15 protein-coding genes are annotated in these 16,166 nt (G+C 68.7%); 8 read left to right on the top strand and 7 right to left on the bottom strand.

Annotated elements, in window-relative coordinates; genetic code table 11:
- Window position 1 precedes the first annotated feature (1 nt).
- The gene (locus ACLJRM_RS38275) at window positions 2–973 is read left to right on the top strand and encodes an ROK family protein (RefSeq protein WP_410665840.1); all 972 of its coding nucleotides are present in this window, start codon (window positions 2–4) and stop codon (window positions 971–973) included.
- On the opposite strand, the gene ACLJRM_RS38270 is transcribed toward ACLJRM_RS38275, so the two are convergent.
- The 4 genes from ACLJRM_RS38270 to ligD (ACLJRM_RS38255) form a co-directional block, all read right to left on the bottom strand.
- The gene (locus ACLJRM_RS38270; protein WP_410665839.1) at window positions 951–2,339 is read right to left on the bottom strand and encodes an amino acid permease; all 1,389 of its coding nucleotides are present in this window, start codon (window positions 2,337–2,339) and stop codon (window positions 951–953) included. The two genes, ACLJRM_RS38275 and ACLJRM_RS38270, sit on opposite strands and share 23 nt — an antisense overlap.
- Window positions 2,340–2,374: 35 nt before the next feature.
- Complete coding sequence (locus ACLJRM_RS38265) at window positions 2,375–3,739, bottom strand: pyridoxal phosphate-dependent decarboxylase family protein (protein WP_410665838.1); 1,365 nt, start codon at window positions 3,737–3,739, stop codon at window positions 2,375–2,377.
- Between the two features lie 78 nt (window positions 3,740–3,817).
- Complete coding sequence (locus ACLJRM_RS38260) at window positions 3,818–4,363, bottom strand: MarR family winged helix-turn-helix transcriptional regulator (protein WP_101605900.1); 546 nt, start codon at window positions 4,361–4,363, stop codon at window positions 3,818–3,820.
- A 132-nt stretch (window positions 4,364–4,495) separates the two neighbouring features.
- Window positions 4,496–5,413: a non-homologous end-joining DNA ligase gene (ligD, locus tag ACLJRM_RS38255; RefSeq protein ID WP_101605899.1), complete on the bottom strand. Its 918-nt coding sequence runs from the start codon at window positions 5,411–5,413 to the stop codon at window positions 4,496–4,498.
- 46 nt (window positions 5,414–5,459) lie between these two features.
- On the opposite strand from ligD (ACLJRM_RS38255), the gene ligD (ACLJRM_RS38250) reads away from it, so the two are divergent.
- The 3 genes from ligD (ACLJRM_RS38250) (at window position 5,460) to ACLJRM_RS38240 (ending at window position 8,943) form a co-directional block, all read left to right on the top strand.
- Window positions 5,460–6,416 carry a non-homologous end-joining DNA ligase gene (ligD, locus tag ACLJRM_RS38250; RefSeq protein WP_410665837.1) on the top strand — a complete coding sequence of 319 codons (957 nt, stop codon included), beginning with the start codon at window positions 5,460–5,462 and terminating at the stop codon, window positions 6,414–6,416.
- Between the two features lie 142 nt (window positions 6,417–6,558).
- Window positions 6,559–7,380: a hypothetical protein gene (locus ACLJRM_RS38245; RefSeq protein ID WP_410665836.1), complete on the top strand. Its 822-nt coding sequence runs from the start codon at window positions 6,559–6,561 to the stop codon at window positions 7,378–7,380.
- Window positions 7,381–7,686: 306 nt separating this feature from the next.
- Window positions 7,687–8,943 carry a DUF222 domain-containing protein gene (locus tag ACLJRM_RS38240; RefSeq protein ID WP_410665835.1) on the top strand — a complete coding sequence of 419 codons (1,257 nt, stop codon included), beginning with the start codon at window positions 7,687–7,689 and terminating at the stop codon, window positions 8,941–8,943.
- Between the two features lie 149 nt (window positions 8,944–9,092).
- Here the strand turns inward: ACLJRM_RS38240 and pip are convergent, their stop codons facing one another.
- Window positions 9,093–10,037, bottom strand: coding sequence for a prolyl aminopeptidase (gene pip, locus ACLJRM_RS38235; RefSeq protein ID WP_410665834.1), 945 nt, complete (start codon window positions 10,035–10,037; stop codon window positions 9,093–9,095).
- Window positions 10,038–10,171: 134 nt separating this feature from the next.
- Between pip and ACLJRM_RS38230 the strand changes: the two genes are divergently transcribed.
- The gene (locus ACLJRM_RS38230) at window positions 10,172–11,269 is read left to right on the top strand and encodes a glutamate--cysteine ligase (RefSeq protein WP_410665833.1); all 1,098 of its coding nucleotides are present in this window, start codon (window positions 10,172–10,174) and stop codon (window positions 11,267–11,269) included.
- Window positions 11,270–11,281: 12 nt separating this feature from the next.
- Here the strand turns inward: ACLJRM_RS38230 and ACLJRM_RS38225 are convergent, their stop codons facing one another.
- Window positions 11,282–11,887: a DNA-binding response regulator gene (locus ACLJRM_RS38225; RefSeq protein ID WP_101605894.1), complete on the bottom strand. Its 606-nt coding sequence runs from the start codon at window positions 11,885–11,887 to the stop codon at window positions 11,282–11,284.
- 479 nt (window positions 11,888–12,366) lie between these two features.
- Here ACLJRM_RS38225 and ACLJRM_RS38220 point away from each other — a divergent pair, with 479 nt between their 5' ends.
- On the top strand, window positions 12,367–13,065 hold the full coding sequence (locus tag ACLJRM_RS38220; RefSeq protein WP_410604101.1) for an AraC family transcriptional regulator: 699 nt from the start codon (window positions 12,367–12,369) through the stop codon (window positions 13,063–13,065).
- Window positions 13,066–13,126: 61 nt separating this feature from the next.
- Here ACLJRM_RS38220 and ACLJRM_RS38215 read toward each other — a convergent pair whose 3' ends face one another.
- Entirely contained in the window at window positions 13,127–14,122 is a 996-nt protein-coding gene (locus ACLJRM_RS38215; RefSeq protein WP_410665832.1) for a DUF1702 family protein, read from the bottom strand.
- A gap of 447 nt (window positions 14,123–14,569) precedes the next feature.
- Between ACLJRM_RS38215 and ACLJRM_RS38210 the strand changes: the two genes are divergently transcribed.
- Both ACLJRM_RS38210 and ACLJRM_RS38205 read left to right on the top strand, forming a co-directional pair.
- Window positions 14,570–15,175, top strand: coding sequence for a DNA-binding response regulator (locus ACLJRM_RS38210; RefSeq protein WP_410604099.1), 606 nt, complete (start codon window positions 14,570–14,572; stop codon window positions 15,173–15,175).
- A gap of 168 nt (window positions 15,176–15,343) precedes the next feature.
- Window positions 15,344–16,162: an AfsR/SARP family transcriptional regulator gene (locus tag ACLJRM_RS38205; protein ID WP_410665831.1), complete on the top strand. Its 819-nt coding sequence runs from the start codon at window positions 15,344–15,346 to the stop codon at window positions 16,160–16,162.
- Window positions 16,163–16,166: the final 4 nt, after the last annotated feature.

Here is a 16,166-nt window from a genome sequence, read left to right as displayed (position 1 = left end):
CATGGCCAGACTGTCCGGAGGGGATCCGTCACTGTTGCGGCGGCTCAACGCCATCGCCGTCCTGCGAGCGCTGTACGCGGCCGAGGAACTCACCCTCGCGGAACTGGTCAAGGCGAGCGAGGTCTCCCGGCCGACGGTCGAGGAAATCGCCGCGGACCTCGGCGGACAGGGCCTGGTCGAGGAGGTCCCGCTCTCCCCCGACGCGCCGCGTCCGGTGGGCAGGCCCGCCAAGCGGTACCGCTTCCGCCCCGAGGCGGGGCACGTCGCCGGCCTCGAAGTCGGCCCGCACCAGGCGTTGTGTCTGGTCGCCGACCTGCGAGGCAAGGTCGTCGGAAGGGCGAGGGCCGAACTCACCCCGGAGCTGGACGCGCCCGGCAGGCTCGCCACCGCTCACCAGGTGCTCGGCGCCGCCGTCGCGGGCCACGCGAACCTGCGGGTGCTCGGCGTCGGCACCACCGGCGTGGTGTCCGGCGGCAAGGTCGTCCACGGTGATCGCCTTCCCGGCTGGACCGGCCTCGACCTGCCCGCGGAGTTCGGCGGCGGCTGCCCGGTGCTGGCCGGGAACGACACCAAGCTCGCGACGCTGGCCGAGCACTGGCGCGGTGCCGCACACGGCGTCGACGACGTCGTCTACGTGCGAGCGGGGCGCACCGTCTCGCTGGGCCTGCTGCTCGGCGGCAAGCTGCACGACGGCCACAACGGCGCGGCGGGCGAGATCCGCGCCCTGGAGCGGACCGGCGGGTTCCTCGAACTCGTCGCCGCGACCGTGCTCACGGTCGACCCGCAACTGGTGGTGATCGGCGGCGGGCTCTCGCTGACCGCGCCGCTGCGTACCGAACTGGCCCGGCTGTGCCTGTTCCCGGTGCGCGTCGAGACGTCGATGCTCGGCGAAGACTCGGTGGCGCTCGGCGCGCTCCGGTTGGCGCTGGGCCGGGTGGAACGCGAACTGTTCAGCGTCGCTGATGTCGCCTGAGCAGGCTGATCACCACGATCAGCACGGCCACCGCGCCACTGGTGAACAGCTGCGCCCGGGCGTCGGCGTCGGTCCACATGAGCACGAGGACGCCCGCCATCGCGATCAGGGCGACCCAGCTGAGCCACGGGAAACCCCACATCCGCACCGGCAGGTCGGCGGCCGTGCCGTCGGCTTCCGCCCGCTTCCTCAGCCGCAGCTGGGAGATGGCGACGAAGATCCAGACCAGCAGGATGTTCGCCCCGATGGCGTTCAGCAGGAACGGCAGCACGTGTTCGGGGGCGAGGAAGTTCAGCAGCACGGCCACGAAACCGAAGGCCACCGACGACAGCACCGCCGTCCGGGGAACGCCCGCGCCGGACAGCTTCAGCATCGCGCGCGGCGCTTCACCGCGATCGGCGAGGGAGAACACCATCCGCGAGGCACCGTAAAGGTTCGCGTTCAGCGCGGAGAGCAGTGAAGTCAGGACGACGAAGCTCATCAGCAGCGCCGCGGACGGCACTCCGATCTTCTCCAGGATGGTCACGAACGGGCTGGCGTTGGCCGAAGCGGACTCCCACGGCAGCAACAGCACCATCAGCGCCACGGAGCCGATGTAGAACAGCAGGAGCCGCACGATGACCGTGCGCGTGGTGCGGCGGATCGACCCCGCGGGATCGTCGGACTCCGCCGCGGCGATGGTGACCAGCTCCATGCCGCCGAAGGAGAACGCGACCGCGAGCAGGCCGGTCAGCACGCCCTGGAGACCGTTGGGAAGGAAGCCGCCTTGCCCGGTGAGGTTGCTCAGGCCGACCGGCGACGTCCCCGGCAGGATCCCGAACACCGCCAGCGTGCCGAGCACGAGGAAGCCGACCACGGCGGTCACCTTGATGGCACCGAACCAGAACTCGAACTCCCCGAACGACCGCACGGCGAACAGGTTCACCACGGTCAGCACCGCCATGAACAGCAGCACCCAGGTCCACTGTGGAATCGCGGGCAGCAGCCCGTTCGCGATCCCCGCCGCCGCGGTGGCCTCGGCGGCCACCACGACCACCAGCAGCGACCAGTACAGCCAGCCGACGGTGAACCCCGCCCAGCGCCCGAGCGCCTTCTCCGCGTACACCGAGAACGAACCGCTGCTCGGCTCGGCGGCCGCCATCTCGCCCAGCATGCGCATGACGAGCACCATGAGCAGGCCGGCGACGACGTAAGACAGCAGGATGCCGGGACCCCCGGTCTTGATCCCGGCGCCGGTGCCGACGAACAGCCCCGCCCCGATCGCCCCGCTGATCGCCAGCATGGTGACGTGCCGCCGCCGGAAACCGGTACCGAGCGATCGGGTCTCGATCGCGGTCACGGGTTCGGCGGGACCTGGTGCGGGCATGGCTGATCCATTCGTTCGCGGCGGCAGATCGGTGCTCAACGGCGGGACAACTCTTCCAGCCGCTCGTGGAGCCGGTCGACGTGGTCTTCGCTTTCGGGTTTCATCAGCACGCTACGCAGGATCCGCGCGCCGTCCGCATCCGCGTCGACCCCGGTGTGACGCAGGCCGAATTGCGGCTCGCTCACCCGCAGCGTGCTCAGGAACACCGGATCCTTGGCCGCGGCCATGCCGACCCGCATGATCCGCTCGCTCGCCTCGTCGATCTTCGACAGGGAAAGCGGTTCCGTGCGCGGGAAGTAGGCGACGATGTCGAGTTCCGGTGGCTGGTACAGGTCGAAGCGCTCGGAGTCCTCCAGTAGTTTCGCCCACCGCAACGCCGCGCGGCGCCCGGCCGCGAGCACCCGGCCCAGGCCGTCGGGAGTGGGCGGCAGCAGCCGGAAGGTGAGCCACAACGCGGCGGCGGCCGCGCCCGCCCGGGAGCATTCGAGACTGATCTCGCCGAGGTGCAGGTCTTCCGAGGTGAAGTAGGTGTAGGGCGAATCGTGCAGATAGAACCGGCCGGCCCCGGGGTCCTTGAACAGCACCGCGCCGCAACCGTAGGGCTGGAGGCCGTGTTTGTGCGGGTCGATGACGATCGAGTCGGCCTCGGCGATGGCGAGCCACGGCGCTTCGGGCAGCCCTTCCGGACCGTCCAAACCGGACAGAAGCCGGAAGAACCCGCCGTAGGCCGCGTCCACGTGCACCCGGATGCCGTAGCGTTCGCGCAGCGCCACCACCTCGTGGACCGGTTCCACCGTGCCGAGCGCGGTCGTGCCCGCGGTGACCACCACGGTGCCGATCTTCCCGGTGCGCAGCAGCTCTTCGAGCGCGTCGAGATCCATCGCGCCACGGGCGTCGACGGGCACCGTGTGCCCCTCGACGCCGAGGACGCCGCACATCCGGCCGTGCGTGTAGTGCGCCTCGGCGCTGTAGGCGATCCCCTTGCCCGGATGCGTTTCGCGCGCGACGAACAGCGCTTCGAGGTTCGCCACCGTGCCGCTGGTGGTCAGATGCCCCAAGTGCTCCGCGTAGCCGAACATCGTGGCCAGCTGACGGACGACCTCGCGTTCCATCTCGGCCGTCGCCGGGCCGCCGTCGAGCGCGTGGTTGTTCGGGTTGACCAGCATCGCGGTCAGGTAACCGACCACCGCGGCCGGATGCGGCGGTTTGAGCATCTGGCCGGCGTAGGACGGGTGGAAGAACGGGTAGTTGTCCTTCAACCGCTCGGCGAGTTCCTCGAAGGCGGTCTCGAACCGGCTGTCGGAGATCTCCAAGGACGGATGCGGCCGCACGGGGGTGAACGTCTCCGCCCACGCCTCGTGCGACGTCAACGCCTGACCCAGCCAGTACCGGAAGTCCATCAAGGGCGCCCTTCGATCGTTCGGCTCCAAAAAACGTAGGAGTCATCGGAGGTGTGGCGCAACCGTCTTCGGTAGGGCTCAGCTCCCCCGGGTCGCCGCCGCCTGACGCCGTTCCTCGCCCTTGTCCTCCAGCTGCTTGACGATCTCCCGCAGCGATACCGCCAACTCGGTGCACTCGGCCGGGCTGAGCCGATCGGTGACGAACGCTTCCTCCTGGTTGAACTCCGGGAAGAGCTCCCGCATCAGCCGTTCGCCCTCGGCCGTCAGCGCGAGCAGCACCAGTCGTCCGTCGACGGGATGTTTGCGCCGGGTGACCAGACCGTGCGCCTCCAGGGTCTTCATCACCCCGGTCAGCGTGCCCTTGGTGATCCCGGACTCCGCGGCGACGTGCCGGGTCTCCTTCTCACCGAAGATCCACACCACCCAGAGCACCACGAACGCGGTCCAGGTGAGCCCCGCGGTGCGCAGGACCGAGTTCTCGAAGTGCAGCCGCACCGCCGTGGCGGCGCGGTGGAGGTTGGCCATCGCCTCCATCCGCTCCCACAGCAGGGGGATTCCGCCCAGCTTCGCCCGTACGGCGTTTTCGGTTTCGGCAAGCGTGTGATATCCGGTCAACAGCCACATCCTCACCGGCACCGAGGGCGCCAGTACGGTGGGCGCGCACCCCCGCGCGCCCGATCCGCCGATGGTATGCGGAACGGACAGGAGTCCACAGTGGTCTTTCGGAGCGCCTGTCCTGTTTCGGACAATTTCGCCTCATCGGGCGGGAACGGCGGCGCGGTGCTCCGCGATGTCGCCGAACAGGTCGCCCATCTCCTCGACGCGCTCGATCACCTGGTCGGCGGTGAACAGCAGGTCGGCGGCCTTGCGGCAGGCCTCGACCTCCTCCCAGGTCACCGGGGTGGACACGGTCGGGATGGCGCGGCCGCGCAGGGAGTAGGGCGCGATGGTGGTCTTGGCGGTGTTGTTCTGGCTCCAGTCGATGAACACGCGGCCGGGGCGGATCGCCTTGGTCATGCGGGCGACCACGGTTTCCGGTGACCGGCGCGCGAGCTCCTCCGCGACCGCCTTGGCGTACTCGGAAGTCCGTTCGTCGGACCGCGTGCGCACCGGGCAGTACAGCTGCATTCCCTTGTTGCCACTGGTCTTCGCGTAGACGGTCAGCCCGTCCTCGGTGAGCAGCTCGCTGAGCGTCTCGGCGACCCGGCAGCAGTCGACGACGTCCGCGGGCGGGCCGGGATCGAGATCGAACACCAGCAGATCGGGCGATTTCCGCGCGCCACGCGGTCCGACGGTCCACTGTGGAACGTGCAGTTCCAGCGCCGCGAGGTTGGCAGCCCACATCAGCGTCGGGAGATCGCCGACCACCGGGTAGTCGAGCGTCTCCTCACCGCCCCGGCGGCCGCGGTTGGTGAGCCGCGCGGTGCGCACCCAGTCGGGCGCGTGCCGGGAAACGTTCTTCTCGTAGAACGGTTCGCCGTCGACACCGTCCGGGAAACGGCGGAACGTGGCTGCCCGGTCTCGCAGATGCGGGAGCAGGGCGGGGGCGATACGGCGGTAGTAGTCGAGCACCTCGCGTTTGGTGAAACCGTGCGCCGGGTAGAGCACCTTGTCCAAATTGGACAGCCCGAGCCGCCGCCCCTCGACTTCGACCGTTATCCGCTCTTCAGGCACCCTTCGACGATAGATCACGGGCCGGGTTTTCGGGGTACCGTGAGGCATGAGTACCGTGCCGGACGCGATCGCCCCGATGCTGGCGACCGACGGCGACCTGCCCACCGGCGGGTGGGGGTACGAATACAAATGGGACGGCTACCGCTGCTGCCTGCGCGTCGCCCGCGACGGCGAGACGCGCCTGACCAGCCGTCGCGGCCTCGACATCACGGCGACGTACCCCGACGTGACCGGCGAAGCCCTCGATGGCCGCGAAGCCGTCCTCGACGGCGAGATCGTCGTCCTCGACGACCAGGGACGGCCGAGCTTCCCACTGCTGCAAACGCGGCATCTGCGTACGCCGGACGCGTCGCTGCTGGAGCGCAGCCCGGTGCACTTTTTCGCCTTCGACGTGCTGGTTCTCGACGGGACCGTCCTGCTCGACGAGCCCTACGCCGCCCGTCGCGAACTCCTGACGTCCCTGGGTGGCGGCGGCCGCATGGTCATCCCACCGGGTTACACCGACGACGACATCTCGCCTGACCAGCTGCTCGAGGTCGTCCGACAGCACGGGCTCGAGGGGCTGATCGCGAAGAAGCTCGACAGCCGGTATTACCCAGGCAAGCGGACCAGGCAGTGGATCAAGCGCGCGCTGTGGCACAGCCAGGAGGTCGTGATCGGCGGCTGGCGCCCCGGCGAGGGACGGCGCTCGGGAACGCTCGGCGCGCTGCTGCTGGGCGCGCACGACGAGTCCGGCGGACTGCGGTACGTCGGCGATGTCGGGACCGGGTTCAGCGACAAGGTCCTCGAAGACCTGCATGCCCGGCTCACCCCGCTGGAGCGGAAGACACCGCCTTTCACCTCGGAGGTCCCGCGCGATCGGGCGCGGCGGGTGCACTGGGTGGCGCCGGAGCTCGTCGGGGAGGTCGTCCACCGGAACTGGACCCCGGACGGACGGCTGCGGCACACGACCTGGCGGGGGCTGCGGGCGGACAAGACTCCCGAGGACGTCAAGGTGCCTTGAACGCACCATCGCGAGCACGGCGGAGGTGCGGGCTGACGCGATGTCCTCGGCGGGTGTCAGCGCCGTGGCGGTCCGGTGTCAGGCCGGTCGGTGATCGTTGCTTCACCAACGAAAGATCACCACCACCGAGGGAGTTTCCACCATGTCTGTTTTCACCACTCCGGAACCGATCACCGCCACGCTGACCACCGCGGGTGCCCGAGTGCGCCTCGTCGCGAGCGAGCGTGCGGACACGGTGGTGCGCGTCGAGCCGATCGACGCCGCGAGCAAGTCGGACGTGAAGGTCGCCGAGAAGACCAAGGTCGGTTTCACCGGCGGGGAGCTGACGATCGAGACGAAGAAGGCGGGCGGCAAGGAGGGTTCGGTCGCGATCACGATCGAACTGCCCGCCGGATCGCGGCTGGCACTGAACACCGCGTGGTCGGACGTGCGCGGCGAAGGGCTGTTCGGCGACTGCGTGCTGGAGGTGGGGTCGGGCCGCATCCAGGTGGACGGCGTCGCGGCCGTCCGGGGGAACCTGGCGGCGGGCGAAGTCGAGATCGGACACGTCGCCGGGACCGTCGACATCGAAGGCGGCAGCGCCGGGGTGCGGATCAGCGAGGTCGCGGGCACCATCAGGTACGTCGGTTCGAGCGGGAAGGTCTGGATCGGGCACGCCCGCTCCGACGTCGACCTCTCCGGTGCGAGCGGGAGCTTCGACATCGACCGCGCTGACGGCGCCGTCGCCGCGAAGGCGGCCAACTGCCCGATCCGCGTCGGACGCCTGTCGCGCGGCCAGGCCGAGCTGGTGAACGCGTCCGGGGGCATCGCCGTCGGCATCGACGGGGACACCGCGTCGGTGGACGCCAAAAGCACGAAAGGCTCGGTGCGCAGCGCCTTCGCGACCGACGGCGGCGAGGGCGGGGTCAAGGTCTACGCCCGCACACGGCTCGACGACATCGTCATCCACCGCGCGGCCGCCTGAGCTCCGGCCGCGGTGGCGCCCTCGGGTGCCACCGCGGCCTAGATCCTTTGAAACAGAACACTTTCTCGTCGCTTGCGACGTACTGGGTGACAAATGCTCGACGGTGCGCTCGAAGGGTTCATGAGACGCTTCGACGGCCGGGCTTCGAGGGAAGGTCTTTCGCGTGGGGCACGGAGGTTGTTCCGACACGAGGGTCGTTTCACCGCACGGAAATCGCAATTAGTCGACTAATTGCGAGACTCCTGGTCGGACTGTCACATAAACGTGTGATAGCACAGGTGTTCGAATGCGGGTATTGTTGACGTCGTGGCCAGCGAAGACGCATCCCAGACGACACCCGTCGAGTGGTGGCGTGTCGATACTGCGACGCTGCATGCCCGGAAACAGGAACTGGAAGTTCTGAAGCGTCAATTGGATGCTGAGCAGAACGCGATTCTCGCGGAAATCAATATCCGTGGGGTTCGTGGGTGTTCGGGTCATGCGACGTTGTCGGCGATGATTTTCGAGGACCTCCTTGTGACTGACAAGGAGGCCGATGCTCGTGCTGATCGGGTGCTGGCGTTGCATGCGGGTGTGGCGGTGGGTGGTGATCGGGTACCGCCGCTGGCTCCGTTGACCGCTGATGCCGCTGCGGAGGGTGCGATCGGTGGTTCGCAGATCGACGCGATCATCCGCACTCTGGCGCGTATCCCGTCGTTTGTTCCGGAAGAGGACGTGCGGGGCGGGGAGAAGATCCTCGTGGATCTGGCCCGGCGCGCCGGGCCCCGTCAGATCACCCAAGCTGGACGGAGACTCCTGGACAAGCTCGATCCCGATGGGAAAGAGCCCCGGGACGAGAACCCGAAGGACGCGCGGCCGGAGTTGCGGTTCGTCAAGCACCGCAACGGCACCCTGGGCTTGAAGGGCACGCTCGATCTGGAGACTTACGCACGGTTGAAATCCGACTTGGATCCGATGGCCAAACCGCGCAAGGCCATCGACGGGGTCCGGGACTCCCGTACTCAGGACGAACGCTACGGGGAGGCCTTCACCGACTATGTGCGACTGAAGACCACCAGCCGGAACCTTCCCGGGCAAGCGGGCGAGGCCACCCACATCCTCGTCACCATGTCCTACGAAGACTTGATCAGCGACTTGGGCGAAGCCCATTTGGATCTGGTCGGGCCGATCAGCGCCACCGACGCAAGGATCCTCGCCTGTGATGCCCGCGTCCGACCCGGAGTCCTCGGCACCACAGGCGAACCACTCGACATCGGCCGGTCCAAACGCACCGTGTCACTGGCGCAGAAGTACGCACTCACCATCCGCGATGGAGGGTGCGCCTTCCCCGGCTGCGACATGCCCGTGCCCCGTTGCACGGCACACCACATTGTTTTCTGGCGACACCACGGCGAAACCAAAATCGACAACCTCGTTCTGCTGTGCACGAAGCATCATCGGTTGATCCACCACAGCCAATGGAAAGTCGCCATCGCCCAAGACGGCCTCCCGGAATTCACCGCACCCGCCTACCTCGACCCCACCGGCCAACCCCGACGCAACACCATGCACCTCAGGACATAGGCCGAACCCACGGTATTGACTGTGTGGATTTTGGGACGTCAGATGTCCCAAAATCCACACGGTTCCGCCTCACCCTGCCCGATCGCTCCGGCGCCAGTTCGCCCGGGTTGGTCGTGAGTGGCGTTTCGGGTCAGAACCCGAATCGCCACTCACGACCCGCGTGAGCAGAAGCGGTCCAGCGCCTCCAGCTTCCAGGCCCGTTTCACCTCGCTCGACCGGTGTCCCGAACCGTCGTCGATCAGCAACTCCGCGCCGGGCCAGGCGCGGGCGAGTTCCCAGGCGGTGTCCACCGGGCAGCTCAGGTCACGGCGCCCGTGGATCAGCACGCCGGGGATCTCCCGCAACAGACCGGCGTCGCGGATCAGTGCGCCGGGTTCCAGCCAGGCCGCGTGGGAGTAGTAGTGCGTGACGAGGCGAGCGAACGCGAGTTCCCCTTCGCCGATCGGACCATTGTGGACGGTCGCGCCGGGCTCCAGGGACAGCACGGTGTCCTCCCAGGTGCACCATGAACGGGCGGCCTCGGTCCGTACGGCCGGATCGGGATCTTCCATGAGCCGCGCGTAGGCGGCGATCAGATCGCCGGAGAGATCGCCGCGGAAGCGGGACCACTCTTCGGGGAAGAACCGGCCGACGCCGCGATACAACCAGTCGAGCTCGGCGGGCCGTGTCGTGCTGATGGCGCTGACGATGATCTCCGTGACCCGCTCCGGAAACCGTTCGGCGTAGGCGAGCGCGAGCGTCGTTCCCCACGAGCCACCGGTGACGAGCCAGCGTTCGACGCCCAGGTGCTCCCGCAACCGTTCCATGTCGGCGACGAGATGGTCCGTCGTGTTGTACCGCAGGTCGGTCGCCGGGTCGCTCGCGTGCGGGGTGCTGCGGCCGCAGCCGCGCTGGTCGAACAGCACCGCGCGGTAGCGGGCCGGGTCGAACATCCGCCGCATCCCCGGCGTGCACCCCTGTCCGGGTCCGCCGTGGAGCACGACCGCCGGCTTTCCGGCCGGGTTCCCGCAGGTCTCCCAGTAGACGGCGTGGCCGTCACCTACATCGAGCAGTCCTTTGTCATAGGGCTCGACGGGTGGATACAACTCGATCATGAAATCAGCCTAGACCGTCCGTGAGGCACGAATCACCTTCGCCGCAACGAAGTTCAGCACACCGGCCCTTTCCTCGTCGCGCCGGAAGGGGGAGATTCATTGGTATCGGCGAAAATCACCAGAGACGGAGCGTCATGGCGGTTGACGGCACGAACTTCACCCTTGGCGTGGAAGAAGAATTCGTCCTGCTCGACCCGCTGGACGGTTCGGTCGCGTTGCGCGCGCCGGATCTTCTCGAGCACCTCGCCCCCGAGCCGGACGTCACCGGTGAGCTGATGCGGTTCCAGATCGAGACCGCGACCGGCATCTGCCGGAGCCTCGACGAAGTGCGCTCCGAACTGAGCCGGCTGCGGCAGATCGTCGCGAAGGCGGCGGAGGCCGACGGCTGCCTGATGGTGGCGGCGGGGATCCCGCCCTGTGGCCTGCGGGAAGACGCGATCATGCCCGAACCCCGCTACCGGCGGATGGCCGAGGCGTTCCCCGAACTGATCGACGACGCGGGGACGTGCGCCTGCCACGTGCACGTCGGCTTGCCGTCGCGGGATCTCGGCGCGCGGGTCCTCGCCGGACTGCGGCCGTGGCTCGCCCCGTTGCTGGCGCTCAGTGTCAACTCGCCGGTCGAGAACGGCACCGATTCGGGCTGGTCGAGCAGGCGCTTCCCGCTCTGGGACCGGTGGCCGACGGCGAGACCGCCCGACGAATGGCCCGGTGCGGCCGCGTACGACCAGAGCATCGGGGAGGCCCTGCGGCGCGGCGCCGCGCTCGATCTGGCGGGCGTGTACTTCTACGCCCGGCTTTCCCCCAGTTACCCCACGGTCGAGGTGCGGATCGCCGACGTCTGCCTGGCCGTCGACGACGCCGTGCTCCTCGCGGCGCTGGTGCGGGGGCTGGTCGTGACCTGCGCCGGGACGACCGAGGTTCCGCGAGCCCGCGGCGCCCGCATCGGGTCGGCGCTGACGGCCGCCGCGCGCCGTGGCCTCGATGGGCCGGGCATCGACGTCTTCACCGGCAGGGAGGCCGATCAGCGCGACCTTCTCGGCGAGCTCGTCGACTTCGTCCGGCCGGCGCTCAGGGACGCCGGTGACCTCGACGACGTCGAACGGGGGTTGAACTCGCTGTTCGAGCACGGGACCGGCGCGGCCCGGCAACGCCGGTTGCTCACGGAGGCGGCATCCCCGGGCGAGTTCGCCGCGGATCTGGCCCTCGCCACGATGAGCGTCCCGACCCGGTGAACCGGGCGGGCGTCACAGCCAGCCGGACTCCCGCGCGATCCGCACCGCGTCGACCCGGTTGCGGGCGCTGAGCTTCGACACGATCGTCGTCAGGTAGTTCCGCACGGTCCCGGCGGACAGGAACAGCTCGGCCGCGATCTCGGTCGGCTCGGAACCGACCGACGCCATCCGGAGCACCTCGATCTCCCGCGCGGTGAGCGGGCACTCCTCGCTGTCCCACGCGGCGAGCGCCAGATCGCCGTCGACGACGCGCCGTCCGGCGGCGACCCCGCGGACCGCGTTGGCCAGCCTGTCGGCGGGCGCGTCCTTGCGCAGGAAGCCGTTGACCTTCGCGGCCAGCGCCCGCCGGAGGGTGCCGGGGCTGCCGAGCGAGGTGAGGATCAGCGTGCGCACCCCGGGCAGTTGTTCGTGCAGTTCGGCGGCCGCGGTGAGCCCGTCCTTGCCCGGCAGGTCGATGTCGATGAGCGCGATGTCGGGGCGCGAGGACTTGGCGAGCGGGAGGATCTCGTCACCGCTGGCGCATTCGGCGACGACCTCGATGTCGGCTTCCAGCCCGAGCAGCGCGACCAGGGCCCCACGGACAATGTGCATGTCCTCCGCGACCAGGACCTTGATCATCGACCCCAACTGCCTTTCGCCTGCGCCTCGCCCCACGAGCCGACAATACTATCCTCACACACCCGTCCCGCGAAATGGAAACCGACCCTTGACCGCCGCGGGGGGACGCGGTCAAGGGTCGGTTCTGTGTTGCCGCGGGAATAGGTTCTTCGGACCGCGCCAACACGGCCGGGGTGGTTCCGGCGTGAATGCGCTACCAGGAATTTTGCGGCCATCGGCCGCGGAGATCCAGTGTGGGCACCATCGGCGACATGTGGTTTTCGCATGCCCGGCCCGTGATCGCCGGCTGCCCGCGGTCACCGTGAAATTTTCACGTCGCCGCACACATGAATCCATATCCGGCGGTGAATCAAGCACTTCAGGAGAAGTGGCGGCGAACACTACTGTCGAAACAGCAAAGCACGCCAGAATTTCCCGAGCGAAAGGACGGTACAATGGATGAGACTGTCCGGCGAGCCGTGGAGCGAGCCATTGGGGCCATGAACGAGAAACTGGGCGAAGAGCTCACTATCGACGACATCGCCCGTGCCGCCACGTTCAGCAAATTCCATTTCACCAGGGTGTTCCAGCAGGCCACCGGCGTCTCGCCCGGCCGGTTCCTGTCCGCGCTGCGGCTCGACGAAGCCAAGCGCCTGCTGCTGACGACCTCGATCACGGTCGCCGACATCAGCCACCGAGTGGGCTACAACAGCGTCGGCACCTTCAGCACGCGGTTCAGCAGCCGCGTGGGCCTCTCCCCCTCCGCGTACCGCCAGCAGCGCGGTTTCCAGCACCGGCTGGCAGGTGCCCCCCTTCCCGGCGCGAAGCAGGCGACCGTCCGCGGTTTCGTTTCGGCGCCGCCGGAGATCTCGCCCGGCCTCGTCTTCGCCGGCCTCTTCCCGACGCGCATCCCCGAGGGCGCTCCCGTGTGCTACACGGTCATCGACGTCCCCGGCCCCTACCAGCTGACCGACGTCCCGGAAGGCACCTGGCACCTCGTCGCGCACTGCGTGACCGGGCCGCTCACCCGCCGGGGCACCGGGTACACCGGCTATCACGGCCCGATCACCGTCGAACCGGGCGTCACCGCGCGGCTGGCCGACCTGCGGGTGCGCCCCAAGCGCCTGTTCGACCCGCCGGTCCTGCTCGCGCTGCCCGATCTGCGGTACCGGCCCGCACCGTTCAAGCACGCGGCCTGACCCGGTCGCCGGAAAGGGGCCTTCGAGACGCGATCCGTCTCGAGGGCCCCTTTCTCGTTGTCTACGCGGACAGGCGGCCCGCAGACGGGGCGAAACCCTCGCGGATGTTCCGCCGCCAGAGTTCGTAAGCGGGCGTCCCGTCCGAGGCGTTCTCGACGACCTCGGTCGAGTCGGCCAGGTCGACGGCCTCCTCGATGCTCAGCCCGGCGAGCGCCCGCGCGGCGCGGCGCGTGTGCGGCGGGACGAACGAGGAGAACGTCCTCGCCTTCACCGCGAACACGACACCGAGGCCGAGGTGGTCCTGGTGCTCCCCCGCCGCCTCGCGCAGCCTGATCAGCCCCGGCTGGTCGCAGCCGCCCGCGAAGGTCGCCGCCAGCCCGACCCCGCTCCACAGGTCCGGACGGCGTTCGGCCGGGAACCGGCCGACCGCCGCGGCGACCTTGACCGGGTCGGCGCCGTTGATGAACCACAGCGCCCGCCCGATGCCCTGGTCACAGGCGCGCGGGAAGTACGCGGGCGCGCCCGCCCACGGGTACGGCTTGGGGACGAACTGCTCGTCGACCCACTTGCGGGTGTCGAAGTAGGCGCGGTCGAAGGCGTAGCCGTCGACGGCCAGCCAGCTCATCGTCGGGTGGAACGGGACGCCGTCGAGATCCGGCAGCACCTTCTTCCACAGTGGCCGGGGCAGCCGGGCCATCGCGAAACCGATGCCGATGTAGGTCAAGAACACATGCGGGAGACCGGGGCCGCTCATCAGCTCGGCCGTGCGGTCCTTCCGCCCGCCGGGCATGACGTCGAGGATGGTGAACGCCATCGCCGCGCCCTCGTAGGCGAACCCTCGCATCTCCGGCTCGACCATGTCCAGCCGCCGCTCGGCCTCCCACAGCGCCGGAGCTTCGATCCCCCACTCGAGCCCGCACACCACCGCCTGCGGGATCGACTCCAGCCGGGCGGTCGCCGGGGTCGGCGGGATCCCGAAGCCCCGTCCCTCGAAGCCGACCGAAGCCAGCGAGGGTGCGAACAAGACCTTGCGTAGGGCACCCAGCAATGAGCTCATGATACGTCCTTTGTGGATAGTGTCGGCTTCGCGCGCGAACTCGGCTCTTGCCGAGGAGACCATGCCCCGATCGCCGCCCGCTCGACGGCCGGTCGAGGGGTTCGCACGAGGTGACGGCCCGTACCTCCGAACAGTCCAGCCGACGTCATTGACAATGGTTAATTCACCCGTTCGCCGAGCGAATTCACCGGTTTGGAACGTACTCAGCGGGTAATGCAAGGCGCTTTTGACGGCATTTTGCCGCCTATTATCCTGACACTCGGTAATCGATCGGTAGCGTTTTCAGTATCTGCGAACCTTCGACATCGTCGCAGCTCACCAAGGCCCTGATCACTTCAGGAGGCGTCCGGAAGCCGCTCGAACTCAAATCGTGCGATTTAGATTCACTCTTCCGGGGTTGCTATGTACACTGAGAGTTATCACCTTTGGGGGATAGAGGAGGTCGGAGTGATCCGAGTCCTGTTGGCCGAGGATATGCACATGGTCCGCGGCGCCTTGGTCGCATTACTGAACCTCGAACAGGACATCGAGGTCGTCGCGGAGGTCTGCTCCGGCGACAAGATCCTCCCGGCGGCCGCGGAGTACCTCCCGGACGTCGCGATCATCGACATCGACCTGCCCGCCAAGGACGGACTCGCCGCCGCTTCCGAGCTCTACCAGCAACTGCCCAGCGTCCGCACGCTGATCCTCACCTCGCTCGGCCGTCCGGGCACCGTGCGCCGCGCGCTCGACGCGAAGGTCAACGGCTTCCTGCTCAAGGACGCGCCCGCCGACAAGCTCGCCAACGCCGTCCGCTCGGTCGCCATCGGCCGCCGCGTCATCGACAGCGAACTCGCGTTGTCGGCCTGGGAAACGGAAGATTGCCCGCTGACGCCGCGCGAGGTCGAGATCCTCCGGCTGGCCGCGAACGGGCGCACGGTCGCCGACATCGCGGCGGAACTGTTCCTGTCACCGGGAACCGTGCGGAACTATCTCGCCACGGTGGTCACGAAACTCAACGCCCGCAACCGGGTCGACGCCATCCGGATCGCCACCGATTCCGACTGGCTCTGACCCGCTCGCGCGTCTTCTGTTCTGCCATAACCGGTTCCGCGCTCCAGGTCGTGACGATCGCATATAGGGCAACGAAGAAATCTAGGTCCGCTGGGTGTCTCCGGCACTGTTCCGCGGGTTCCGCCTCTGTCACTGTCGCAGAGGGGGAGTCCGCCGGAGGGGCAGGGGATGCACGCGATGACCATCGAACCGGGAGACACGGCCACCGGGCACCGGGTTCCGGACGCGGTGCGCGCGCGACTCCTCGGCCCGGTCGAACTGCACGCCGGCGGGGCCGATCGAGCGCCGACCACGCCGAAGCTCCTGCAACTGCTGGCGATGCTGCTCATCCGTCCCGGCAAGACGGTCCGCGTCGACTCGCTGGTCCACGAGCTCTGGAACGACGCGCCCCCGCGCAGCGTCCGCCGGACCCTGCACACCTATGTCCACCACCTCCGCCGTCACCTCGACCCCGACGGTGACCGCGGGGAAGGTCTGCTGGTCACCAGCACGCCCGGCTACCGGCTGGAGATCGATCCGGCCGTGGTCGACGTGTCCGAGTTCGCCCGGCTGCACCGCCTCGGCCGCGACCTGCTGACCGGAGGCGACCACGCGGCGGCCGCCCACGCGTTCCGTACCGCGCTGGACCTGTGGTCCGGTCCCCCGCTGGCCAACATCCACTGTGGACCGACTCTGGCGGCCTACACCGTCTATCTGCTGGAGCACCGCCGCAACGCCCGTGACCTGTGGATCGAAGCCGAGATCCTCGCCGGTCAGCACCGGGAGATGCTCGGCGTGCTGCGGTCGCTGACCACCGCGGACCCGCTCGACGAGACCCTTCACGGCCAGCTGATCCGCGCGCTGGGGCTGAGCGGCCGCCGCAGCGACGCGCTGGCGGCCTACCAGCGACTGCGGACGCGGCTCGACGAGGAACTGGGGGTGGAACCCTGCGCCGAACTGCGAGAGCTGCACCGCGAACTGCTCTCCGAGAGACACCCGATCCGCTGATCGC

Origin of the sequence: Amycolatopsis sp. lyj-84, assembly GCF_046549075.1 — a bacterium.
Lineage (GTDB): Bacteria > Actinomycetota > Actinomycetes > Mycobacteriales > Pseudonocardiaceae > Amycolatopsis.
This window is presented reverse-complemented; position numbering and strand designations above follow the sequence as displayed.